Genomic DNA, 23,158 nt, shown 5'->3' on the forward strand with positions numbered 1-23,158 from the left:
CGGACGGGTGGCCGCGGGTCAGGAGTCCCAGCTCTCGTCATACCCAGAGGTGTCGGCGCTCGGCACCGCCGGCGCCGGTAGTGAGCAAGCGACCGGCGCAGCGAATGGTGTGAGGTGACCAAGATCCTGGGCCACCCCGTCGACAGGTCTGTCGCCGACTGGAACGTGGGGGGGCAAACCGGTTTCCGCGTCGAGAACCGACCAACCGCGGGTTGCGGCCGGTCGACCCCAGGCCAACCACGCGGCGCGGCCGGTCGACCCCAGGCCAACCACGCGGCGCGGCCGGTCGACCCCAGGCCAACCACGCGGCGCGGCCGGTCGACCCCAGGCCAACCACGCGGCGCGGCCGGTCGGGAGATGAGTCCGCCTTCGGCGCCGTCGCGCCGCCGCGTGGGGTCCAGGTCGGTCAGGAGCGCACGACGGTGAGCGGCAGGAGCGTCCTGCCGGTGGGGCCGATCTGGATCTCGGTGTCCAGCTGCGGGCACACCCCGCAGTCGAAGCACGGGGTCCACCGGCAGTCCTCGACCTCACGCTCGTCCAGGGCGTCGAGCCAGTCCTCCCACAGCCACTCCTTGTCCAGGCCGGAGTCGATGTGGTCCCAGGGCAGGACCTCGTGCTCGCCGCGCTCGCGGGTGGTGTACCAGGCGACGTCGACACCGGTCCCCTCCAGCCCGCGCTCGGCGGCGCCCATCCACCGCTCGTAGGAGAAGTGCTCGCTCCACCGTCGAAGCGGCCGCCGGCACGCCATACCTCCTCGATCACGCGACCCAGCCGGCGGTCGCCACGCGAGAGCAGGCCCTCGACGATGCCCGGCTGGCCGTCGTGGTAGCGGAAGCCGATCGCCGAGCCGTAGCGACGGTCGGAGCGGACCGCGTCCCGCAGCTTGGCCAGCCGGGCGTCGGTCTCCTCCGCGCCGAGCTGCGCCGCCCACTGGAAGGGGGTGTGCGGCTTGGGCACGAAGCCCCCGATGGAGACGGTGCACCGGATGTCGCGACGGCCTGACACCTCCTCCCGGTGTCGATGACCTTCTTGGCAAGGTCCGCGATCGCCAGCACGTCCTCGTCGGTCTCGGTGGGCAGGCCGCACATGAAGTAGAGCTTGACCTGCCGCCACCCGGCCGCGTAGGCGGGCCACCGTGCGGATGAGGTCCTCCTCGGTGACCATCTTGTTGATCACCTTGCGCATCCGCTCGCTGCCACCCTCGGGCGCGAAGGTCAGGCCCGAGCGCCGCCCGTTGCGGGTCAGCTCGTTGGCCAGCTCGATGTTGAAGGCGTCCACGCGGGTCGAGGGGAGCGAGAGCCCCGTCTGCGTGCCCTCGTAGCGGTCGGCCAGACCCTTGGTGATCTCCGCGATCTCGGAGTGGTCGCGGAGGACAGGGACAGCAGGCCGACCTCGTCCAGCCCGGTGGCGCACAGCCCCCGCTCGACCATCTCGCCGATGCCGGTGATGGAGCGCTCCCGGACCGGTCGGGTGATCATGCCGGCCTGGCAGAAGCGGCAGCCGCGGGTGCAGCCGCGGAAGATCTCGACGCTCATCCGCTCGTGGACCGACTCGGTGACCGGCACGAGGGGCTGCTTGGGGTAGGGCCAGGCGTCCAGGTCCATCACCGTGTGCTTGGTGACGCGCCACGGGACGCCGTGCAGGTCCGGCCGGGGCGCCACGCGCTGGATCCGCCCGTCCGGCAGGTAGCTGACGTCGTAGAAGGCGGGCACGTAGACCCCGCCGGTCCGGGCCAGCTCCAGCAGCAGGCCCTGCCGCCCGTCGGGACGGCCGGCCGCCTTCCAGGCGTTGATGATCCTGGAGGTCTGCAGCACCGCCTCCTCACCGTCGCCGACGATCGCGGCGTCGATGAAGTCGGCGACGGGCTCGGGGTTGAAGCTGGCGTGGCCCCCGACGATGACGAGGGGGTGGTCCTCGCCCCGGTCGGCGGCGTGCAGGGGTATGCCGGCCAGGTCCAGCGCGGTGAGCATGTTGGTGTAGCCGAGCTCGGTGGAGAAGCTCACCCCGAGGACGTCGAAGTCACCGACCGCCCGGTGCCCGTCGACGGTGAACTGCGGCACCCCCCCCTGCCGCATGAGCCGCTCGAGGTCCGGCCAGACGGCGTAGGTCCGCTCGGCGAGCACGTCCGGCTGCTCGTTGAGGACCTCGTAGAGGATCATCACGCCCTGGTTGGCAGACCGATCTCGTAGGCGTCGGGGTACATCAGCGCCCAGCGCGCCGTCCGCTCCCCGCCGCAGTCCCACGGCTTGACCTGGGAGTTGAGCTCTCCACCGATGTACTGCACCGGCTTGGCGACCTGCTCCAGAAGGGGCTCCAGAGCAGGCAGCCAGGACTCGCCGGGGGCGCAGGTGCGTGCGGTCGGTGCGGCAGACATGGCTCCAGGGTAGGCAGGGAACCGCCCGGTGCCGAATCCTCAGCCCTGGTAGAAGGCGTCCAGCTCCTCCCGGTACTTCTGGGTGACCACCTTGCGCTTGAGCTTCATGCTCGGGGTGAGGTCACCCTCCTCCACGGACAGGTCGTGGTCGAGGATGTGGAACTTCTTGACCTGCTCGTGGCGGGCGAGCTTGGCGTTGAGCTGGTCGACGTAGCCCTGGACCATCTCGCGGGTCTGGTCGGAGGTGACGATCTGCGCGTAGCTGTCCCCCGCCATGCCGTTCTTGGCTCCCCACGCCGCGATGGAGTCCGGGTCGAGGGTGATGAGCGCGGAGACGAAGTTGCGGTGCTCGCCCTCCACGATGAGCTGGCTGGCGTAGGGGCAGATGCCCTTGAAGAGCGACTCGATGTAGGACGGGGCGACGTACTTGCCGCCCGAGGTCTTGAACAGGGCCTTCTTGCGGTCGGTGATCCGCAGGTAGCCGTCCTCGTCGACCTCACCGATGTCACCGGTGTGCAGCCAGCCGTCCTGCAGGGACTCGTGGGTGGCGTCGTCGTTCTGGTGGTAGCCGGTCATGATCCCCGGGCCCCGCAGGAGCACCTCGCCGTCCTCGGCGATCCGCACCTCGGTGCCGGGCAGCGGCCAGCCGACGGTGCCGATCCTGTTCCTCGTCGGGTCCGGCCGGTTCACGAACGAGGCGGCGCTGGACTCGGTGAGACCGTAACCCTCGATGATCGTCAGCCCCATGGCGTCGAACCAGCGACCCACGTCGTGGTTGAGCGCCGCCGAGCCTGAGATGAAGAAGCGGATCCGCCCGCCGAAACGGTCCCGGATCTTGGAGAGGACCAGCTTGTCGGCCAGGCCGTACTTCGCCTTGAGCAGGCCCCCGGGCTCACCGCCCGCGGCGCGGATCTCCGCGACCTCCTTACCGACGCCGCCGGCCCAGCCGAAGAGCTTGGCCTTGACCCCTCCCTCGTCGGCCATCATCGTGGTGATCCGGCCGTAGGCCTTCTCGAAGATGCGCGGCGCGGCGCCCATGAAGGTCGGCCTGACGACGGCGAGGTTGGGGACGATCTGCTCGACCCGGCCGTCCACCGCGGTCGCGAAGCCCATCTGCAGCGGCAGCATGAGCAGGAGCTTGCCGAAGACGTGCGCGAGCGGCAGCCAGAGGTACTGCAGGTCGTCCTCCGACAGGATCTGCAGCGCGTCCACGGCGGCGCCCTCGTAGGTCCACGCCGAGTGCGGCAGCCGCACGCCCTTGGGTCGGCCGGTGGTGCCGGAGGTGTAGATGATGGTGGCGAGGTGCTCCGGGGTCAGCCCGTCGATCCGCTCGTCGACCACCCCGGGCTCGGTCTCGAGCCGCGCCCGTCCCCGCTGCTCCAGCTCGGCGAAGCTGATGACGTCGCCGCCGTCGCCGCTCCCGTCGACCACGACGATCTTGAGCACGCCGCCCAGCTGCTCCCGGTGCGAGAGGACCTTGTCGACCTGCTCCTGGTCCTCGGCGATGACGACGCGGCTGTCGGAGTCGGTGATGACGAAGGCCACGTCGTCCGGCAGCATCGTGGGGTAGATCGTCGTCGTCGCCCCGCCGGCGCACATCACGGCCAGGTCGGACAGGACCCACTCGATCCGGGTCGAGCTGGCCAGCGCCACCCGCTCCTCGGGCTGGACCCCCAGGTCGATGAGGCCCGCGGCCAGGGCGTAGGCACGCTCCTTGGTCTGCGCCCAGGTCAGGGACGGCCACTGCTCACCCTCGGGGTAGCGGAACGCCTCGCGGTCGGGGCTCTTGGCGACCCGGTCACGGAACAGGTGACCCACGCTGACCGCTCGCTGCTCGAGGATCGCGGTGTCGTAGGTCTCGTCGGCCAGTCGGGCCATCAGCAACTCCTTTGTCGGGCTGGTCCTTCGGCTCATCCTCTCAGGTGCGCACTCTCCGGACCAAGCCCCCTCGCGGGTCGGTCCGCTGCTGGGCGCAGGCGAGCAACCCGAGCGCGAGCCAGCAGGCCAGCATGGAGGACCCGCCGTAGGACAGGTAGGGCAGCGGCAGGCCCGTCACCGGCATCAGCCCGAGGTTCATCCCCACGTTCTGGAAGGTCTGGAAGGCGAACCAGCAGGCCACGCCGACGGCCACCAGCCGGCCGAAGGGGTCCTGGCTGCGCAGCCCCACGACGAGCGCCCGCAGCACCAGGAACCCGAGCAGCACCAGCAGACCGAGGCAGCCCAGCAGCCCCAGCTCCTCGCCGGCGACGGAGAAGACGAAATCGGTGTGCTGGAACGGGATGAAACCGCCCTGGGTCTGGGGCCCCTCCCCCAGGCCGGTTCCCGACCAGCCGCCGGACCCGATGGCCAGCCGCACCTGCCGGGTCTGGTAGCCGATCCCCTGCGGGTCCAGGCTCGGGTCCCGGAAGGCCAGGAGCCTGTCGACCTGGTAGGGGTCGAGGAGCGGGACCCGCACGGCCGCGACGACCGCGGCGACCGTGCCGCCCAGGGCCACCAGGGTCCACCGCCCGGACGCACCGGAGGCCGCGACCACCCCGATGGTGAGCACGCCCAGGACGAGAGCGCTGCCGAGGTCGGGCTGCAGCATGATGAGCCCGACCGGCACCGCCGCCAGGACCCAGGCGAGCAGGACCTCCCGCCACCCCGGCGGTCGGTAGGGGTCGCGGCCCTCGGCGAGGATCATCGCCAGCCCGATCACCAGGGCGATCTTGGCCAGCTCGGCCGGCTGCAGGGAGAAGCCGCCGGGCAGGAAGAGCCAGGAGCGGGAGCCGTTGACCGTCTGGCCCAGCGGCGTCAGCACCAGGGCGAGCCCGGCCAGGCCGCCGAGGTAGAGCCACGGCGCCACCGCCCGGAGCCAGCGCACGTCGACCGCCACCAGGGCCAGCGCCAGCACGATCCCGATCGCCGCGTTGACGAGGTGGCGCACCGCCAGCGCCGACCCCGCCCAGGCGTGGGTGGCCGACCAGATGAGCAGGGCGCCGACGAGGGTGAGCCGAGGGCCGCGACGAAGGGGGCCCAGTCGGTCCGGGCGTACCGCTCCCGCAGCGGCCGGGTCGGCATACCCGCGGCCTAGCTGAGCAGCGCCCGGGTGCGGTCGACGTCGGCGGCCATCTGCCCCATGAGGGCCTCGAGGGAGTCGAACCGCACGTTGGAGCGCAGCCGCTCCACGAAGTCGACCCGGACGACCTCTCCGTAGAGGTCCAGGTCGGTGCGGTCCAGGACGTAGGCCTCCACGGTGCGGCGCACGACGTCGTCGAACGTGGGGTTGGTCCCGACCGAGATGGCTGCCGGCAGCCGCCGGTCCGGATGGTCCTCCGGGAGGGCCGGCCGTTCCAGCCAGCCGGCGTAGACGCCGTCGGCGGGGACGAGGCCCTCGCTGTCGGGGGACAGGTTGGCCGTGGGGTAGCCGAGCTCCCGTCCCCGGTGATGACCGTGCACCACCTCTCCGGACACGCGGTGGGGGCGGTCGAGGATCTCGGCGGCGGTGACCACGTCCCCCTCCGCCAGCGCTGCGCGCAGCGCGGTGGATGACCAGGCGCGCATCCCCTCGGCCATCGTCGCCGACCGTCCCCTGCACGACGACCTCGAAGCCGTAGGCGGCCCCCAGCTCGCGCATCGTGTGCTCGTCCCCGCTGTTGTGCAGCCCGAACCGGCTGTCGTGCCCGAGGACGACCACCTCGGCCCGTAACCCCTCGACGAAGGTCTCGCGGACGAACTCCTCCGGGGTGAGCAGGGCGTACTCCGGGGTGAACTCGATGACGACGACCCCGTCGAGGCCCACCTCCTCCAGCAGGTCGAGCCGGTGCTCGAGGCCCGCGATCTCCTCGGGTGCGCGCTCGGGGTGCAGGACGGCCACCGGGTGGGGGTCGAAGGTGACCGCGACCGCGGCCAGCCCCCGCTCCCGGGCCAGGGAGGTCACCGTCGACAGGACGGCCCGGTGCCCCCGGTGGACCCCGTCGAAGTTGCCGAGGGTGGCGACGGTGGGGCCCAGGTCGGCCGGGACGTCGTCCAGGGAGGTCCAACGATGCACGGCGGTCACTCTACTTCGCGCCGGCGGGGGCGAGGACCACGTGGGGGCGGGCGTCCGGCCGGCTCTCGTCCAGGACGGCCACCAGCGTCCCGTCCGGGGCGAACGCGGCGACCGGTCCCTCCCGACCCGGGCGCTCGGAGGGGATCCGCTGCCCGTACCCCAGTGCGCGCGCCTCCTGCGCCGTCAGCTCCCGCGCCGGCAGCGCCGACCTCGCGGCGTCAGCGAGGTCAACGAGCTGGGCCGCGGGTCCGGGCCCGACCTCGGGGTCGAGCTGCTCCAGGCTCACCGCCCGGTCCAGGCCCAACCCTCCGACCCGGGTGCGCCGCAGCGCGGTGAGGTGCCCTCCCACGCCCAGCGCGGCCCCCAGGTCCCGCGCCAGGGCGCGCACGTACGTGCCCGAGGACACCTCCACCTCGACATCCACGTCGAGCAGACCCCCGGGCACCGGCGCGCCCTGCCGATCGTGCTCCCCCGCCCGGCGCAGCGTCAGCACCTCGAAGCGGGTCACCCTCACCGGTCGCGCCGCCAGCTGGACGTCCTCGCCGGACCGGACCCGGGCGTAGGAGCGCTTCCCGTCGACCTTGATCGCGCTCACGGCGCTGGGGACCTGCTCGAGGTCGCCGGTGAGGGTCGTGACGGCGGCGCGGACCTGCTCCTCGGTGAGGTGCCCGGCGTCGGCCCCACCGGTGGCCTCCCCCTCGGCGTCGTCGGTGAGGGTCGACCGGCCCAGGCGCACGGTCGCGGCATACGCCTTGTCGTGCCCGACGAGGAAGGTGAGCAACTTGGTCCCCCGGTTCACCCCCACGACCAGGACCCCGGTCGCCATCGGGTCCAGGGTGCCCGCGTGCCCCACCCGTCGGGTGCAGCAGAACCGTCGCAACCGGGCGACGACGTCATGGCTGGTCCAGCCGGCCGGCTTGTCGACGACGAGCAGACCGTCCCCGACGGGCGTCGGGTCGGCCGTCACGGACGCCCGGCGTCCGGCTCGGCGTCCTGAGGGGCGGAGCCGGCCTCCTCCGAGGCCGGGCGGGGCTTGCGGTAGGGGTCCTCGTCCCCGGCGTAGCCGGCCGCCCGGCGCGCGGCGGCGAGCTCGGCGTCCCGCTCGGCCACCTGGCGCAGCAGGTCGTCCATGTGCTGGGCGTCCTCCGGCAGGGCGTCAAGGATGAACTCGAGGCTCGGCGTCAGACGGATGCCCAGCCCGCGCCCGACGAACGAGCGGAGCCTGCCGCGGTACTGCTCCAGGACCTCCGCGGCGGTCGCGCGGTCCTCCTCCGTCCCCAGGACGGTGTAGAAGACGCTGGCGTGCTGGAGGTCACCCGTCACCCGGACGTCGGTGATCGTGACGAAGCCGACCCGCTCGTCCTTGACCACCTGCGAGAGTCCCTGGGTCACCAGCTGCTTGGTCCGCTCGGCGATCCTGCGGCTGCGTGCCTGGTCGGCCATGTCTCCTCCTGAGGTCCGTACGGCGTGGCCCACGCGGGGTGGGAGCCAGCCCATCCTACGGAGGCGGCGGCCCTGCGCAGACGACGCGGGGTGACGGGCCGGGCGTGCGACCGGGGCGCGGTGGCTCGGCACGGGCACGGGCACGGGCACGGGCCCAGGTTCGCCTGCTACGTTCTCGCATCCCTTCGCGGTCCGGGCGCCGCCCCCCGACCCCCACCCCTCGACCCCGCCGACCTCCGCGCGACCGTCGTGATGCGGTGCCCCGGGGCTCGCGCCTCCAGGAGACTCCCGTGCGCACCACCTGGCCCCTCCTCGTCCTCACCTCGGTCCTCGTCCTGCTCCCCGGCTGCGGCTCCGGGTCCGAGCGGACCGACTCCGGCGACGCCGAGTCCGCCGCCATCGTCGACACGGTGGAGGAGGACCTCATGCTCGTCGACGGCTGGGCCGAGGCCACCGACGGGGTGAGGACCGGCGTCTTCGGCACGCTGGTGAACAGCTCGGAGCAGGACATCTCCCTCGCCCGCGTCGAGAGCGAACTCACCGCACTGGTCGAGCTGCACGTCACGGTGGACGGAGCCGCGGGCGGCCTGATGGAGCCGGCCGACGACGGCTTCGTCGTCCCCGCGGGCGGCGAGCTGGTCCTGGAGCCCGGTGGTGACCACCTGATGCTGCTGCAGCTGGACGCTCCGGTCGAGACGGGTCAGGACCTCGAGCTGACCCTGGTCACCGCCGACGGGCAGGAGTATGCCGTGACCGTCACCGTGCGCGACGCACCGGGGGCAGCGGTGCCGCGCCGGGTCGGAACGGTCCTGCTGGCCTGAGGGCTGCAGCACGAGGCCCGGCCCACCGAGGGGTGGACCGGGCCTCGTGCTGACCGCACGGGTCAGGAGCGCGGGATCTCCCGCATCTCGTAGGTGGTGATGAGGTCGTCGACCTGGATGTCGTTGAACGACCCCAGGTTGATACCGCACTCGAAGCCCTCGCGGACCTCGGTGACGTCGTCCTTGAACCGCCGCAGCCCGGCGATCTCCAGACCCTCGGTGATGACGACACCCGCCCGGGTGATCCGGGCCTTGGCACCGCGGCGGATCTCCCCGCTGCGCACCAGGGAGCCCGCGACGTTGCCGAACTTGGAGCTGCGGAAGATCTCGCGGATCTCCGCGCTCCCGGTCTCGAACTCCTCGAACTCCGGCTTGAGCATGCCCTTGAGGGCGTTCTCGATGTCCTCGATGGCCTGGTAGATCACGCCGTAGTAGCGGATCTCCACGCCCTCCTTCTCGGCGTAGTCGGCGTTCTGCCCCTCGGCCCGGACGTTGAAGGCCAGGATGATGGCGTCGGAGGCCACCGCGAGGTTGATGTTGTTCATCGTGATCGCACCGACGCCGCGGTCGATGATCCGTAGGTCGACCTCGTCGCCCACGTCGATCTGCAGGAGCGCGTCCTCCAGCGCCTCGACGGAGCCCGAGACGTCGCCCTTGAGGATGAGGTTGAGCGTCTCCACCTTGCCCTGGGCCAGGGCCTGGTTGAGGTCCTCCAGGCTGATCCGCTTGCGGGACTTGGCCAGGGCCGCCTGCCGGTCGGCCGCCTCGCGCTTCTCGGCGATCTGGCGGGCGGTCCGGTCGTCCGGCGCCACCAGGAAGGTGTCGCCGGCGCGGGCCACCGTGTCCAGACCGAGGACCTGCACGGGGCGGGACGGGGTCGCCTCCGCCACCTGCTTGCCGTGCTCGTCGAGCATGGCCCGCACGCGTCCGTGGCTGCCGCCGGCGACGATGGCGTCACCGACGCGCAGCGTGCCCTGCTGCACCAGCACGGTCGCGACCGCGCCACGACCGCGGTCGAGGTTGGCCTCGATCGCGACGCCGCGGGCGTCCTTGTCCGGATTGGCCCGCAGGTCGAGCGCCGCGTCCGCGGTGAGCAGGACGGCGTCCAGGAGGGCCTCGATGTTCTGTCCCTGCTTCGCCGAGACGTCGACGAACATCGTCTCGCCGCCGTACTCCTCGGCGACCAGGTTGTACTCGGTGAGCTGCTGGCGGATCTTGGAGGGGTTGGCCCCCTCCACGTCGATCTTGTTCACCGCGACCACGATCGGCACGTCGGCCGCCTGGGCGTGGTTGAGCGCCTCGATCGTCTGCGGCATGACGCCGTCGTCGGCGGCGACCACGAGGATCGCGATGTCGGTCACCTTGGCACCACGGGCACGCATGGCGGTGAACGCCTCGTGACCCGGGGTGTCGATGAAGGTGATCGCGCGCTCGACGCCTTCGTGCTCGGTCCGCACCTGGTAGGCGCCGATGTGCTGCGTGATGCCACCGGTCTCGCCCGCGCCGACCTCGGACTCGCGGATCGCGTCGAGCAGCCGCGTCTTTCCGTGGTCGACGTGACCCATGACCGTGACCACCGGGGGCCGCGGCTCGAGGTCCTCGTCGGACTCGGCCTCGGTCTCGGCGTCCAGGTCGATGTTGAAGGCGCTGAAGAGCTCGCGCTCCTCCTCCTCCGGCGACACGACACGGATGTCGTAGCCCAGCTCGGACCCGAGCACCGCGAAGGTGTCCTCGTCCAGCGACTGGGTCGCGGTGGCCATCTCCCCGAGGTGGAAGAGCACGGTCACCAGCGACGCGGGGTCGACGTTGATCTTGTCGGCGAAGTCGGTCAGCGAGGCGCCGCGGCGGACCGTGACGGTCTGCCCGCCACCGCGCGGCACGTTGACGCCGCCGATGGCCGGGGCCTGCATCTGCTCGAACTCTGCGCGCTTGGCCCGCTTGGACTTGCGGCCGCGGACCTTGCCGCCACCACGACCGAACGCACCGGCGGTGCCGCCGCGGCCACGGGGGCCACCGCCACGGCCGCCGGGACCACCACGGAAGCCGCCGCCGGCCGCGCCGGGGCCACCGCCACCGGGGCCGCCACCGGGACGACCGCGACCACCCGCGGGGCGGGCAGGCCGCTCACCGGGACGCGGCACGGCGGCCCGCTCGGGCATCATGCCCGGGTTGGGGCGGGGACCGCCGGGGCGCGGGCCACCGGGACGGGGCCCACCAGGACCGGGCTGACCGCCCCGGGACCCACCGGGTCGGGGCATGCCCTGGCTGGGGGCGAACGGGTTGTTGCCGGGACGGGGGGCGCCACCGCGCTCACCGCCACGCTCGCCGCCGCCCGGGGCGCCACCGCGCCGCTCGCGGGTCTGACCCATGCCCTGGCTGGGGGCGAAGGGGTTGTTGCCCGGACGGGGGCCGGGCTTGGCTCCCGGACGCGCGGGACGGGAGGAGGGGGTCTCGGCGCGGGCGGCCGGCTGCTGCGGGGCAGCAGGCTGCGCGGGACCGGGCTTGGCTGCCGGGGTCTCCGGCGCCGGGGCGGGGGCCGCCGGTCCGGGGGTGGGTGCGGCAGCGCGCTCAGGTGCCGGGGTGGAGGGCGTGCCGCCGCGGGGCGCGCTCTCCGGACGACCCGCCGGCTGTGCACCGGGCTTGGCCGGGGCGGCGCCCGGACGGGGCCCGCGGGGGCCGGGGGTGGCGGCCGGTGAGGACGTGCCACCCGGCTTGGCCGCGGGCGCGCCGGAGGGCTTGGCGGGAGCCTCCTGCGCCGCGCCCTTGGCGGCGGCGGGGGGGTTCTCCCGGATCTTGCGGACGACAGGGGGCTCGATGGTCGACGAAGCCGACCGGACGAACTCTCCCTGCTCCTTCAGGTGGGCGAGCAGCTCCTTGCTCTCGACCCCGAGCTCCTTGGCGAGCTCGTAGACCCTGAGTTTGGCCACGGTGTGGTGTCTCCTTGGTTGTTGCGCCACGACCGGGGCCACAGGGGCTCAGCCGCGACTAGTGCTGGTGGGTGCTCATCGCTGAGTACTCATCGGGTGCTCATCAGCGTCAAACCCGCTTCCGGTTCCTCGATGACAGGCCCTGGTCAGGACCCGCCCTTGCTGAGCGACCGGGTCGGGCGACCCGGTCGGGTGTGTCATTCCTGCTGCTGCTCCAGCCGCTCCTGCACGGCGCTCGCATCGGTCTGGCTGCCCGCCGGGAGGCGGAGGGCCCGACCGAACGCACGTCGCGCGATCGCGGTCTGCAGGCACTGGGGGTCAGGGTGCACGTATGCGCCCCGGCCGGCACCGCGTCGACGCTCGTCGGGCCGGAGGATCCACCGTCCGGTGGCCTCGTCCCGACGCGCGACGACGCGCAGCAACACGTGCTGCTCGTCCCGTCCCCGGCACCCCACGCACGTGCGGACCGGCGTGTGCCGTGCAGGTGGCGAGGTGGGGCCGCGACGGACAGCGTCATCCATCCTACACGCCGGCAGCGTCCGACCCCTCCTCCGGCTCGCGCGCCTCGGCCGGGCCGCCCCGGTCCTGCTGCTCCTCGGTGTCGGCGCGGATGTCGATCTTCCAGCCCGTCAGCCGGTTGGCGAGCCGGGCGTTCTGCCCCTCCCGCCCGATCGCCAGGGAGAGCTGGTAGTCCGGCACGACGACCCTGACCTGGCGGGTCCTGGTGTCCACGACGCGGGCCGACTGGACCCGGGCCGGGGACAGCGCCGCGGCGACGAAGCGCGCGGGGTCCTCGTCGTAGTCGACGATGTCGATCTTCTCGCCCTGCAGCTCGCTCATGACCGCCCGCACCCGCTGGCCCATGGGCCCGATGCACGCCCCCTTGGCGTTGACGCCGGGGACCGTGGAGTGCACGGCGATCTTGGTGCGGTGCCCCGCCTCCCGGGCCAGGGCGGCGATCTCGACCGTCCCGTCGGCGATCTCGGGGACCTCGAGGGCGAAGAGCCGCTTGACCAGGCCCGGGTGCGTCCGGGACAGCATGATGTGCGGTCCGCGCGAGCCGCGCTTGGCGCTCACCACGAAGCACCGCAGCCGCTGCCCGTGCTCGTAGGTCTCCCCCGGCACCTGCTCGGCCACGGGGAGCTCGCCCTCCACGGTGCCGAAGTCGACGGAAACGAACCGCGGGTCGTTGCTCTGCTGGATGATGCCCGAGACGATGTCCCCCTCCCGCGCCCGGAAGTCACCGAGCACGGCGTCGTCCTCGAGCTCGCGCATCCGTTGGGTGATGACCTGCCGGGCCGTCGAGGCCGCGACCCGCCCGAAGCCCTCCGGGGTGTCGTCGTACTCCGGGCCGGGCTCGCCCCGGGTGCCGTCCTCCAGGACGGGAGGGTCCTCCCGGGCCCACACGACCACGTGACCGGTGCTGCGGTCCAGCTCGACGCGGGCGTGCCGGGCGTGCCCCTCGAGCCGCTGGTAGGCGGAGAGCATCGCCTGCTCGATCGCCTCCACGATGACGTCCATGGGGATCTCGCGCTCGCGCTCCAGCAGGCGCAGGGCAGCCATGTCGATGTCCATCAGTCGTCCTTTCCGTCGGGCCGGGAGAACTCGACCTGCACGAGGGCCCTGGTGACGTCGGCCAGGGCCACGGGCGTGTCGGGTGCGGTCTCCAGCGTGAGGGCGGTCGCGCCGACGGAGGTGATCCGGTCGGTCGTGGTCGTGCCGTCGGCCAGGGTGAGCCTGACCAGCCGGCCCACGTTGCGGCGCAGCTGGTCACGGGTGGTGAGCGGGCGGTCGAGGCCGGCCGAGCTGACCTCCAGCGTGTAGGGGGCCTCACCCAGGTGGTCGGAGGCGTCGAGGGCGTCCGACACCGTCCGCGTGGCCTGCGCGACCTCGTCCAGGGTCAGGGGCTCGACGCTGCTCGTGTCGTCGTCCGTCGGCAGGTCGGTCAGGTCCCGGGCGAGGAAGACCCGCACGAGGCGGCGGCGGCCCGCCTGCTGCAGGGTGGCGCCGTCCACCACCACGCCCGTCCCGGCCAGCGCGTCGGAGGCCAGCTGCGTGATCGTCTCGGGGCTGGGCCGGGCGTCCATCCTGCTCCTCGTCTCTTCTGCTGTGGGCCGTGGACCGGGCAGCCTGAGCCGCCGGTCCGGTCGGCCGGAAGGGGCTAGCCTACCGTCTGAGATGATCCCCGTCATGCCCGCCGCGTCGCCCGACCCGACCCGTGGGGCGGGCCCGACCCGGCGCAGCGTCCTGCAGGTCGGCCTGCTCGCCCTGGGGGCCACGGCGCTGGCGGGGTGCACCGAGGGACGCCCCCGCACCCCCTGGTCCCCGGACCCCGACACCGACACCGACGGCGCGCTGCCGCCGGGCCTGCCTCCCGACGGCGAGCTGCTGCTGCTGGCCCGTCAGCGCCTGCACCGCTACCGCGGGGTGCTGGTCCACGTGCGACCCGTCTCGAGCACCGGGCGGTCGGTCGCCCGACAGCTGGCGGACATGTGGGCGGTCCAGCAGGACCGGCTGGAGCAGCTGCTCGTCCTGGCCGGGGTCGACCTGCCCGACCTCGCGGACGTCGTGGTCGACCTCCCGGACGTGGCCGGGGCCTCGGGCCCCCCGCCCGACGAGGCGGCCGCCTCCACCGGGACGGACGACGCGGCGGCCACCAGCGCCCCGGCGGGGCTGGCCCCCGACGTCCTCGGGACCGAGATCCGCGCCGACCTCGACGGGGCGCTGGAGGAGCTGACGCGCTCCACGGTCACCAACCGTGCCGTGCTCACCTCCCTCCTGGCCCAGCACAGCGAGGCGGCCCGCCTGCTCGGGGCGGCCGTGCACCACGAGCCCCTGGTGGGACCGGTGGGCGCCGCAGCGGTGCCCGTCCTGCAGGTGACCCGCCCGGCCGTCTTCGGCCTGGAGGTCGTCGCCGCCCGGTCCCGGGGTGAGGAGCGCGAGCTCTACGAGTCGGTGCTGCGACCGCTGCAGCGGATCACGCGGTCCCTGACGAGCCTGGCCGGCGAGGCCGCCCCCGTGCCCCCGCTCGGATACGACCTGCCCGAGCCGCTCGACGACGAACCGTCCCGCATGGCGCTGGCGCGGGGCCTCGTCCAGGACGTGGCCCCGGCCGCGCTCTCGGCCGTCGGCCGGGCGGGCAGCGACGTGGGCCAGCTCCGCTCGGTCGTCCGGATCGTGGCCGAGTCGGCCATGTGGTCCCGCGAGCTGGGCGCCGAGGCGGCGCCGTTCCCCGGTATGACGCTTCCGTGAGCCGGGCGCTGCGCCAGGAGGACCTCCCTCCGGCCCTGCTGCAGGACCTGGACGGCCGCCCCGCCGACCGGACCACGGGCCCCCAGACCCGGGCGCCCCGGGTCGACGGGACCAGCTGGCTGGACCAGCTCCCCCGGAGGGTGGCCGAGGCCCTGGAGCGGTGGGATCTGTCCCGGGACGACACCCAGCCCCTGCGGTCCGGCTACACGGCGCTGGTCGTGCCCGTGCGCCGCCCGCGGGGTGACCGCGGCGCGCTCAAGGTGGCGTGGCCGCATACCGAGTCCGACACCGAGCACCTCGCCCTGCGGGCGTGGAAGGGCCGCGGCGCCGTGGAGCTGCTGGCCGCCGACCCGCCGAGCGCGACCCTCCTGCTCGAGCGCCTCGACCCCGACCGCGACCTGATGACCGGCCCGGTCGTGGCGACGACCGAGGTGCTGGGCACCCTCCTGCGGCGGCTCGACCGACCGGCACCGCCCTGGGCCCCGCCGCTGTCCGCCGTGCTGGCACGCATCGGGGACCGGCTCGACCGGCTCCACCACGACCCGGCGGCCGGACGGTCCTTCCCGCGCAGGCTCACGCAGCAGGCACGGTCCCTCACCCGGGACCTGCTGGCCGGGAGCACCGGCGACACCGGCGACCATCCGCTGGACCGACGGATGGTCCACACCGACCTGCACCAGATGAACGTGCTCTGGCGGCCCGACCCCGGCGAGTGGGTCGCGATCGACCCCAAGGTCCTGGCGGGAGACCCGCACTGGGCCCTCGCCCCGGCCCTGTGGAACCGGTGGGACGACGTGCTGGCCGCCGCCGACGCCCGCAGCCACCTGCGGCTGCGTCTCGGCCTGCTCTGCGACGCCGCGGGGCTGGACGAGGACCGTGCCACCGCCATGACCATCGTCCGTCTCGTCGCCGAGGCGGCTCGGAGCATCGAGGAGGGCGGCGCGGACCGCGAGACCTGGGTGGCCAGGGCGGTGACGATCGTCAAGGCCGTCCAGCCGGGGTGATCACCCGGCCGGCAGCGCCTACGGTGGAGGGCATGGCCGACCGCCTCGCGCGCAGCACCTCCCCCTACCTGCAGCAGCACGCCGACAACCCCGTGGACTGGTGGGAATGGGGGCCGGACGCGTTCGCCGAGGCCCGGCGACGCGACGTCCCGGTGCTGCTGTCGGTCGGGTACGCCGCCTGTCACTGGTGCCACGTGATGGCGCACGAGTCCTTCGAGGACGAGCAGATCGGTCGGCTGCTGACCGAGGACTTCGTGGCGGTCAAGGTCGATCGCGAGGAGCGGCCCGACGTCGACGCGGTCTACATGGAGGTCACCACCGCCCTCACGGGGCACGGCGGCTGGCCGATGACCTGCCTGCTGACCCCTGACGGCGAGCCCTTCTGGGCTGGCACCTACCTCCCCCGCGACCGGTTCGAGCACCTCCTGCGCACGGTGACCGCGCAGTGGAGGACCGACCCCGGGCGGTTGCGCGAGGGGGCCCGTTCCATCGTCACGACGCTGCGCGGCGCGCAGGCCCGAGCGGACACTCCCGGTCCCGTCGGCGCGACCGCCGCCGTCGGTGAGGACGCTCTGGCCGCCGCCGTGGAGACCCTCGCCCGGGACTACGACCACCGGTGGGGCGGCTTCGGGGACGCGCCGAAGTTCCCACCGTCGATGGTGCTCGCGTTCCTGCTGCGTCACCATGGCCGCACCGGTGGGTCCTCCGCCCTGCAGATGGTGCGCGGCACCTGTGAGGCGATGGCCCGCTCGGGCACCTACGACCAGCTCGGCGGCGGCTTCGCCCGGTATGCCGTGGACCGGGCCTGGACCGTGCCGCACTTCGAGAAGATGCTCTACGACAACGCGCTCCTGCTGGGGGTCTACACCGACCTGGCCCGCGTGGACGACACCGCTCGCCCCTGGGCCTCCCGGGTGGTGCGCGAGACGGTGGACTGGCTGCTGCAGGAGATGTGGACCGAGCAGGAGGCCTTCGCCAGCAGCCTGGACGCCGACACCCAGGGCCAGGAGGGGCTGACCTACGTCTGGACCCCCGAGCAGCTGCGGCAGGCCCTGGGGGACGAGGACGGCGACCGGGCCGCCGCCCTGCTCGGGGTCACCGAGGCCGGCACCGTCGAGCGCGGGGCGTCGACGCTCCGGCTCCCGGCCGACCCGGACGACGCGGCCTGGTGGGCGTCCGTCCGCGAGCGGCTCCACCTGACCCGCACCCTGCGCCCCCAGCCCGGGCGGGACGACAAGGTGGTGACGGCCTGGAACGGTCTGCTCATCTCCTCCCTGGCCACCGCCGGCTGGGCCTTCGAGGAGCCGGACTGGGTCGACGTCGCGGCTCGGTGCGCCCGCTTCCTGCTGCGGGTCCACGTGGTGCACGGCCGGTTGCGGCGCAGCTCCCGGGACGGCTCCGTCGGCCCCGCCCTCGCGGTCGCGGAGGACTACGGCAACCTCGCCGACGGGCTGCTGGCCCTCCACCGGGCCACCGGTGACAACAGCTGGCTCGGGGCGGCCACCGACCTCCTCGCCGAGGCGGTCGACCTCTTCGGCGCCCCGGACGGCACCTTCGCCGCCACCGGGCACGACGCCGAGCCGCTCGTCCTCACGCCGACCTCCCGGGGCGACAACGCCGAGCCGGGCGGCCTGTCCTCCCTGGTCGTAGCGCTGGCCAGGCACGGCGCCCAGGCCGCCAGCAGCACCCACCTGGACGCCTCCCTCGCCGCCCTGCGCGGGATGGCCTCGCTCATCACGCAGGCGCCCGGTTCGCCGGGTGGGCCCTGGTGGCCGCCGAGGAGCTGGTGGCCGGGCCCGTCCTTCCGGCTCTCCCCCGCCACCGGGCGGGGGACCCTCTCGGACGCGCGCGGCGCACCCCTGTGGGCACCCTCGTCGTCGACGGTGACGCCGGCACCCCGACCGTGGACGGTCTGCGCGCCGCGACGGTCTGCCGCGGCACGGTCTGCGGCCTGCCCGTCACCGATCCCTCCGGCCTGCCTTCCTGAAGCGGGCAGCCGCACGGCCTACAGTGCCAGCCATGAAGCGACGCCGTCCCTTCCGCCTCACCGCGCTGGCCGTGCTGCCGCTCGTCCTCACCGGGTGCGGCGTCCTCGGTGGCGGCGACGACGACCCGTCGGCCGGGGACGGCAGCACGTCGAGCGCACCGGCGACGGCGGCCGCCCCACCGCCCGGCACCGACGGGGGTGGCACGGACGACGACACGGACGGCACGGACGACGACGACGAGGGCGCCTCACCGCAGGCCACCGGGGAGGCCACCGGGCCGGTCGAGGTCACCATCGCCGCCTCGGGCGACGTGCTGGCGCACTCCTGGGTCAACACCAGCGCCCGGATGTACGCCGGGCACCCCGAGCGCGACCTCTACCCCGTGGACGGGGCCAGCTACGACTACACGCCGATGTTCGCCGACATCGCCGACCTGGTCTCGGGCGCCGACCTGGGGATCTGCCACATGGAGACCCCGCTGTCCCCCGACAACACCGGGCTGTCCGTCCCGGACACCCTGTCCTTCAACACCCCCCGCGAGATGGCCGACGCGCTGGCCGGGGCGGGCTACGACGGGTGCGACTTCGCCTCCAACCACACCATGGACCGGGGCATCCAGGGCGTGGCCGACACCGAGCAGGTCCTGCGCGACGCGGGGATGGGGTATGCCGGACCGACGGCCCAGGAGGACCGGGCCGGGGTGGCCGAGGTCTACGACGTCGCGACGTCGACGGGCTCGGTGCAGGTGGCCCACCTGGCGTACACCTACACCTACCCCAACGCCGGCGGGCCCACCCTGGACGTCCCCGGCGAGGCACCCTGGCTGGTGGAGGCCTCCTGGCCCAACCTGGGCAGCGAGGGGATCCTCGGGCACGCCGAGCAGGCGAAGCAGGACGGCGCGGACTTCGTCGTGGTGTCCATGCACTGGGGCAACGAGTACCAGTCGCAGCCGACGGACCAGCAGCGGCAGATCGCCGCGGACCTGCTCGCCTCCGACGCGGTCGACCTCATCCTGGGCACCCACGTGCACGTCATCCAGCCGTGCGAGCGGATCAACGGCAAGCACGTGATCTACGGGCTCGGCAACTCCTTGTCCAACCAGTCACCGATGACCGCCTCGTCGTTGGTGCCGGCCACCCAGGAGGGGATGGTCGCCGTCCTCACGCTCACCCGGGACGAGGACGGGTCGGTCTCGACGGCCATGCGCTACCAGCCGACCCGGGTGGAGATCCCGCCGGAGCGGGCGCCGGGCCACATCATCCGCCTCGTGTCCCCCACCACCTATCCCGAGACCTGGGAGCGCACCGTGTCGACCGTCGACTCCCTGGGCGGGTGCGGCGCCGAGCCGATCGACCCCGACCAGGCGGGTTGACCCACCCGGCGGCGGGTCAACCCAGCAGCTGGCGCACCGTGTCGTAGCCGATCTTGACGATGAACGCCGAGAGCACCACGACGAAGAACACCCGCACGAAGCCGCTCCCCCGCGAGACCGCGACGCGGGCCCCGAGGTAGGCCCCGAGGACGTTGCACGCCCCCATCACCAGACCGACCTCCCACAGGACCACCCCCTGCGGCACGAAGACCACCAGCGCGGCCAGGTTGGTGGCGACGTTGGCCACCTTGGCCTTGGCACTGGCCTCGAGGAAGCCGTAGCCGAGGGCGCTGACCAGGGCGAAGACGAAGAAGGACCCGGTCCCCGGCCCGAGCGCCCCGTCATACGCCCCGACCACCAGACCGATGAGCACCGCTGTCGCCAGGTGCCGCCGCGGGTGACGGTGGCCGAACCTCAGCGCCGCCATGCGGCCCATCGTGGGCCGCGCCAGCGTGTACGCGCCGACGCCGAGCAGCACGACCAGGATGACCGGGTTGAACAGCTCCCTGGTGAACAGGAAGGCCACCCCCGCGCCGCCCAGGCTGCCGGCGAACGCCGCACCGGCCAGCGGGAGCGCCGTGCGCAGGTCCGGCCGGACCCGACGCAGGTAGGTGACCGAGCTGGTGACGGTCCCCATCACCGAGCCGAGCTTGTTGGTCGCCAGCAGCTGGACGGGTGAGGCCCCGGGCAGACCGACCAGGAGGGCCGGCAGCTGGATGAGGCCACCCCCGCCCACCACCGCGTCCACGAACCCGGCGGCCAGCCCGGCCAGGGCCAGGAAGAGCAGGACGCCGGGCTCGAGGCCCTCGATCACCCGCGGATCTCGGTGACCACCTCGGCGACCGCCGCGTCGACGGCGACCTCACGGCGCTCGCCGGTCGCGCGGTCCTTGATCTCGACGGTGCCCTGCTCCAGGCCCTTGCCGACCACGACGATCGTCGGGACGCCGAGGAGCTCGGCGTCCTTGAACTTCACGCCCGGGCTCACCTTGACCCGGTCGTCGTAGACGACGCTCAGACCGGCGGCCTCCAGCTCGGCGACCAGGCCCTCCGCGTGCGCGAAGATGCCATGGTCCTTGCCGGTGGCCACGACGTGGACGTCGGCCGGCGCCAGGGCGCGCGGCCAGCACAGCCCCAGGTCGTCGTGGGTGGCCTCGGCGACCGCCGCGACGGCTCGCGACACACCGACCCCGTAGGAGCCCATCGTCACCGTGACCAGCTTGCCGTTCTCGTCGAGGACCTTGAGGTCGAGCGCCTCGGCGTACTTGCGACCGAGCTGGAAGATGTGGCCCATCTCGATGCCGCGCGCCAGGGTCAGCGGACCGGCACCGTCGGGGCTGGGGTCGCCCTCACGGATCTCGGCAGCCTGGATGGTGCCGTCGGCGGTGAAGTCACGCCCCAGGACCAGGTCGAAGACGTGCTTGCCGTGCTCGTCGGCGCCGGTCACCCAGGCCGAGCCCTCCGCGACGGCCGGGTCGAGCAGGTAGCGGATCGTCGACGGGCTGTCCGACCCCAGCATCCTCGGACCGATGTACCCCTTGACCAGCATCGGGTAGGCCGCGAAGTCGGCGTCGCCGAAGGGGGCCCACTCGGCGGGGGCCACCTGCGCCTCGAGCCGCTTGGCGTCGACCTCACGGTCACCGGGCAGGCCGATCGCCAGGGGCTCCGTCCTCCCGTCGGGGTGGGTGAGCAGGACGACGACGTTCTTGAGCGTGTCGGCGGCCGTCCAGGCCCGCCCGTCGGCGCGGGGGTGCAGCTCGTTGGCCCGGTCGACCAACGTCTCGATCGTCGGGCTGTCGGGGGTGTCCTCGACGTGCGCCGGGGGCGTCGCCCCGACGACGGCAGGGTCGACCGGCGGCGCCTGGGGCACCACGACCGCCTCGACGTTGGCGGCATACCCCGACGCCTCGCAGCGCACGAAGGTGTCCTCGCCGACGGGCGAGACGGCGAGGAACTCCTCGCTGGCGGAGCCTCCCATGGCGCCGGAGTCGGCATACACGATGACGTAGTCGAACCCCAGCCGGTCGAAGATCCGGACGTAGGCCTCCCGGTGCCGCTGGTAGGCGGCCTCCAGCCCGGCGTCGTCGACGTCGAAGGAGTAGGAGTCCTTCATGACGAACTCACGACCCCGCAGCAGGCCGGCGCGCGGACGCGCCTCGTCGCGGTACTTCGTCTGGATCTGGTAGAGCGTCAGCGGCAGCTCCTTGTAGGAGCTGTACATGTCCTTGACCGCGAGGGTGAACATCTCCTCGTGCGTGGGCCCGAGCAGCATGTCGACCCCCTTGCGGTCCTGCAGCCGGAAGAGGTTGTCGCCGTACTCCGTCCAGCGGCCCGTCGCCTCGTAGGGCTCGCTCGGCAGGAGCGCGGGGAAGCTGAGCTCCTGCCCGCCGATCGCGTCCATCTCCTCGCGCACGATCTGCTCGACCTTGCGCAGCACCCGCAGGCCCAGCGGCAACCAGCTGTAGACGCCCGGGGCGGCGCGCCGGATGTAGCCGGCCCGGACGAGCAGCTTGTGCCCCGGCAGCTCGGCGTCGGCCGGGTCCTCGCGCAGGGTCCGCAGGAACAGGGTCGACAGGCGCGTGGCCACGTGGTGCTCTCCTTCGGGTGGGGTATCGTCCCGGCGCCGTGGGGGTAGGGGTCACCGGGCGCCCGGGCTGACCGTCCGAGCCTACCCGGTGGGTCAGGGGCGGGCGGCCAACTCGGCGACCCCCTCCAGCAGGCGGTCGACCTCCTCGGCGGTCGTGTAGGGCGCCATGCCGACCCGGACGCCTCCGGCCGGGCCGAGCCCGAGCCGGTGGCTGAGGTCCCAGGCGTAGAAGTGCGACGCCGGGGCGTTCACCCTGCGGTCCGCGAGGTGAAGGTGCACCGCGGCCGGCTCCACCCCGTCCACGGTGAACAGCAGGGTGGGGGTCCGGTCTGCGGCCCGCGACCAGATCTGCACGCCGGGGATCGTCCGCAGGCCCTCCTCGCACCGCACCCTCAGGGCGTCCTCGTGCTCCTCCAGTGCGGCGAAGGAGGCCTTGAGGCGCCCGCGTCGGGTGCCGGCCTCCCCCGGCGCCAGGTCGGCGAGGAAGTCCACCGCTGCGCACGTGCCCGCCAGCAGCTCGTAGGGCAGGGTGCCCAGCTCGAACCTCTCCGGGACGGCGTCGCTGGAGGGCAGCAGCTTGTCCGGCCGGAGCTGCTCGAGCAGGTCCGCACGCCCTGACATCACACCGAGGTGCGGCCCGAAGAACTTGTAGGGCGAGCAGGACAGCAGGTCGGCGCCCAGGTCCTCGCGGGAGACCGCGGCGTGGGCGGCGAGGTGCACGGCGTCGACGTGCACGAGGGCCCCGACGTCGTGCGCGGCCCTCACGATGCCCTCGACGTCCGGGCGGGTGCCGATGAGGTTGGAGGCCCCGGTGACCGCCACGAGGCGGGTCCGGTCGGACAGGACCGCCCTCACCGCCTGCACCGGCAGCTCCCCGGTCTCCGGGTCCATCTCCGCCACCCGCAGCGTGGCCCCGACCGCCTCGGCGGCGATCGTCCACGGCCGGATGTTGCCGTCGTGGTCCAGGGAGGTCACGACGACCTCGTCCCCGGGACCCCAACGCTGGGTCCGGGCCAGGGTGCGGCCCATGTCCATCGCCAGGGCGGTCATGCTCCGTCCGAAGATCACCGTCCCCGCGTCGGTGTCCAGCAGGTCGGCCATGGCCGCGCGCGCGAGCCGGACCGTCTCCTCCGCCCGTCGCTCGGCGGCCGTGACCGTGCCCCGGTTGGCGATGGATGAGGTCAGGGTGTCGGCCACGGCCCTGGCCACCGACGCCGGGGTCTGCGAGCCGCCCGGGCCGTCGAAGTGGGCGGTGCCGGACTCCAGGGACGGGAACTGCGCGCGCACGCGCTCGACGTCGAGACTCATGGCCCCATCATCGTCACCGTCCGTCAAGAACGTGCGTCCGGTCCGTCACGAAC

17 protein-coding genes and 3 pseudogenes are annotated in these 23,158 nt (G+C 73.3%); 6 read left to right on the plus strand and 14 right to left on the minus strand.

All coding sequences use genetic code 11. From position 1 onward, the window contains the following. Positions 1–406: 406 nt before the first annotated feature. The 7 genes and pseudogenes from E3Z34_RS11110 to rbfA form a co-directional block, all read right to left on the minus strand. Positions 407–2,374 (minus strand): annotated as a pseudogene (locus tag E3Z34_RS11110) (TIGR03960 family B12-binding radical SAM protein). 39 nt (positions 2,375–2,413) lie between these two features. After that, complete coding sequence (locus E3Z34_RS11115; RefSeq protein WP_202976944.1) at positions 2,414–4,252, minus strand: AMP-dependent synthetase/ligase; 1,839 nt, start codon at positions 4,250–4,252, stop codon at positions 2,414–2,416. 40 nt (positions 4,253–4,292) lie between these two features. After that, positions 4,293–5,393, minus strand: coding sequence for a rod shape-determining protein RodA (gene rodA / locus E3Z34_RS18995; protein ID WP_238695491.1), 1,101 nt, complete (start codon positions 5,391–5,393; stop codon positions 4,293–4,295). A gap of 50 nt (positions 5,394–5,443) precedes the next feature. Then, positions 5,444–5,929 carry a riboflavin kinase gene (locus E3Z34_RS19850; protein ID WP_338043810.1) on the minus strand — a complete coding sequence of 162 codons (486 nt, stop codon included), beginning with the start codon at positions 5,927–5,929 and terminating at the stop codon, positions 5,444–5,446. A gap of 58 nt (positions 5,930–5,987) precedes the next feature. Next, a pseudogene (locus tag E3Z34_RS19855) lies at positions 5,988–6,413 on the minus strand (adenylyltransferase/cytidyltransferase family protein); the annotation flags it as partial. Between the two features lies 1 nt (position 6,414). After that, positions 6,415–7,371, minus strand: coding sequence for a tRNA pseudouridine(55) synthase TruB (gene truB / locus E3Z34_RS11125; protein ID WP_134773646.1), 957 nt, complete (start codon positions 7,369–7,371; stop codon positions 6,415–6,417). Further along, entirely contained in the window at positions 7,368–7,847 is a 480-nt protein-coding gene (rbfA, locus tag E3Z34_RS11130) for a 30S ribosome-binding factor RbfA (RefSeq protein ID WP_134773647.1), read from the minus strand. The genes truB and rbfA overlap by 4 nt, the downstream gene beginning before the upstream one ends. Positions 7,848–8,137: 290 nt before the next feature. Between rbfA and E3Z34_RS11135 the strand changes: the two genes are divergently transcribed. Beyond that, positions 8,138–8,668 carry a copper chaperone PCu(A)C gene (locus E3Z34_RS11135; RefSeq protein ID WP_134773648.1) on the plus strand — a complete coding sequence of 177 codons (531 nt, stop codon included), beginning with the start codon at positions 8,138–8,140 and terminating at the stop codon, positions 8,666–8,668. A gap of 62 nt (positions 8,669–8,730) precedes the next feature. Here E3Z34_RS11135 and infB read toward each other — a convergent pair whose 3' ends face one another. The 4 genes from infB to E3Z34_RS11155 all read right to left on the minus strand — a co-directional run bounded on the left by infB (position 8,731) and on the right by E3Z34_RS11155 (position 13,682). After that, a complete protein-coding gene (infB, locus tag E3Z34_RS11140; RefSeq protein ID WP_134773649.1) occupies positions 8,731–11,595 on the minus strand; it encodes a translation initiation factor IF-2 in 2,865 nt (954 codons plus the stop codon). A gap of 197 nt (positions 11,596–11,792) precedes the next feature. Continuing rightward, entirely contained in the window at positions 11,793–12,020 is a 228-nt protein-coding gene (locus tag E3Z34_RS11145; RefSeq protein WP_238695125.1) for a YlxR family protein, read from the minus strand. 97 nt (positions 12,021–12,117) lie between these two features. After that, positions 12,118–13,170: a transcription termination factor NusA gene (gene nusA / locus E3Z34_RS11150; protein ID WP_134773651.1), complete on the minus strand. Its 1,053-nt coding sequence runs from the start codon at positions 13,168–13,170 to the stop codon at positions 12,118–12,120. Continuing rightward, on the minus strand, positions 13,170–13,682 hold the full coding sequence (locus E3Z34_RS11155; protein WP_158288665.1) for a ribosome maturation factor RimP: 513 nt from the start codon (positions 13,680–13,682) through the stop codon (positions 13,170–13,172). Before E3Z34_RS11155 ends, nusA begins: the two co-directional genes overlap by 1 nt. A 91-nt stretch (positions 13,683–13,773) precedes the next feature. Between E3Z34_RS11155 and E3Z34_RS11160 the strand changes: the two genes are divergently transcribed. From E3Z34_RS11160 to E3Z34_RS11175, 5 genes and pseudogenes are all read left to right on the plus strand, one after another. Then, positions 13,774–14,847 carry a DUF4439 domain-containing protein gene (locus tag E3Z34_RS11160; protein WP_134773653.1) on the plus strand — a complete coding sequence of 358 codons (1,074 nt, stop codon included), beginning with the start codon at positions 13,774–13,776 and terminating at the stop codon, positions 14,845–14,847. After that, the gene (locus E3Z34_RS11165) at positions 14,844–15,851 is read left to right on the plus strand and encodes an aminoglycoside phosphotransferase family protein (RefSeq protein WP_202976945.1); all 1,008 of its coding nucleotides are present in this window, start codon (positions 14,844–14,846) and stop codon (positions 15,849–15,851) included. The genes E3Z34_RS11160 and E3Z34_RS11165 overlap by 4 nt, the downstream gene beginning before the upstream one ends. Before the next feature lie 32 nt (positions 15,852–15,883). Next, positions 15,884–16,294 (plus strand): annotated as a pseudogene (locus E3Z34_RS19005) (DUF255 domain-containing protein); the annotation flags it as partial. Positions 16,295–17,619: 1,325 nt separating this feature from the next. Further along, positions 17,620–17,838: a hypothetical protein gene (locus E3Z34_RS19010; protein WP_238695126.1), complete on the plus strand. Its 219-nt coding sequence runs from the start codon at positions 17,620–17,622 to the stop codon at positions 17,836–17,838. A 32-nt stretch (positions 17,839–17,870) separates the two neighbouring features. After that, the gene (locus tag E3Z34_RS11175; RefSeq protein WP_134773654.1) at positions 17,871–19,211 is read left to right on the plus strand and encodes a CapA family protein; all 1,341 of its coding nucleotides are present in this window, start codon (positions 17,871–17,873) and stop codon (positions 19,209–19,211) included. Positions 19,212–19,227: 16 nt separating this feature from the next. On the opposite strand, the gene E3Z34_RS11180 is transcribed toward E3Z34_RS11175, so the two are convergent. The 3 genes from E3Z34_RS11180 to E3Z34_RS11190 form a co-directional block, all read right to left on the minus strand. Further along, the gene (locus E3Z34_RS11180) at positions 19,228–20,025 is read right to left on the minus strand and encodes a TSUP family transporter (protein ID WP_134773655.1); all 798 of its coding nucleotides are present in this window, start codon (positions 20,023–20,025) and stop codon (positions 19,228–19,230) included. Beyond that, a complete protein-coding gene (locus E3Z34_RS11185) occupies positions 20,022–21,797 on the minus strand; it encodes a proline--tRNA ligase (RefSeq protein ID WP_134773656.1) in 1,776 nt (591 codons plus the stop codon). The genes E3Z34_RS11180 and E3Z34_RS11185 overlap by 4 nt, the downstream gene beginning before the upstream one ends. Before the next feature lie 93 nt (positions 21,798–21,890). Next, positions 21,891–23,105, minus strand: a complete 1,215-nt coding sequence (locus E3Z34_RS11190; protein ID WP_134773657.1) for a cysteine desulfurase-like protein — start codon at positions 23,103–23,105, stop codon at positions 21,891–21,893. Positions 23,106–23,158 lie beyond the last annotated feature (53 nt).

The organism is Ornithinimicrobium flavum (assembly GCF_004526345.1).
Taxonomy (GTDB): domain Bacteria; phylum Actinomycetota; class Actinomycetes; order Actinomycetales; family Dermatophilaceae; genus Ornithinicoccus; species Ornithinicoccus flavus.

Coding starts and splice junctions, on each gene's coding strand:
- E3Z34_RS11115 (WP_202976944.1), bottom strand. CDS start 4,252: ATGGCCCGACTGGCCGACGAGACCTACGACACCGCGATCCTCGAGCAG.
- E3Z34_RS19850 (WP_338043810.1), bottom strand. CDS start 5,929: ATGGCCGAGGGGATGCGCGCCTGGTCATCCACCGCGCTGCGCGCAGCG.
- rbfA (WP_134773647.1), bottom strand. CDS start 7,847: ATGGCCGACCAGGCACGCAGCCGCAGGATCGCCGAGCGGACCAAGCAG.
- nusA (WP_134773651.1), bottom strand. CDS start 13,170: ATGGACATCGACATGGCTGCCCTGCGCCTGCTGGAGCGCGAGCGCGAG.
- E3Z34_RS11155 (WP_158288665.1), bottom strand. CDS start 13,682: ATGGACGCCCGGCCCAGCCCCGAGACGATCACGCAGCTGGCCTCCGAC.
- E3Z34_RS11160 (WP_134773653.1), top strand. CDS start 13,774: ATGATCCCCGTCATGCCCGCCGCGTCGCCCGACCCGACCCGTGGGGCG.
- E3Z34_RS11175 (WP_134773654.1), top strand. CDS start 17,871: ATGAAGCGACGCCGTCCCTTCCGCCTCACCGCGCTGGCCGTGCTGCCG.
- E3Z34_RS11190 (WP_134773657.1), bottom strand. CDS start 23,105: ATGAGTCTCGACGTCGAGCGCGTGCGCGCGCAGTTCCCGTCCCTGGAG.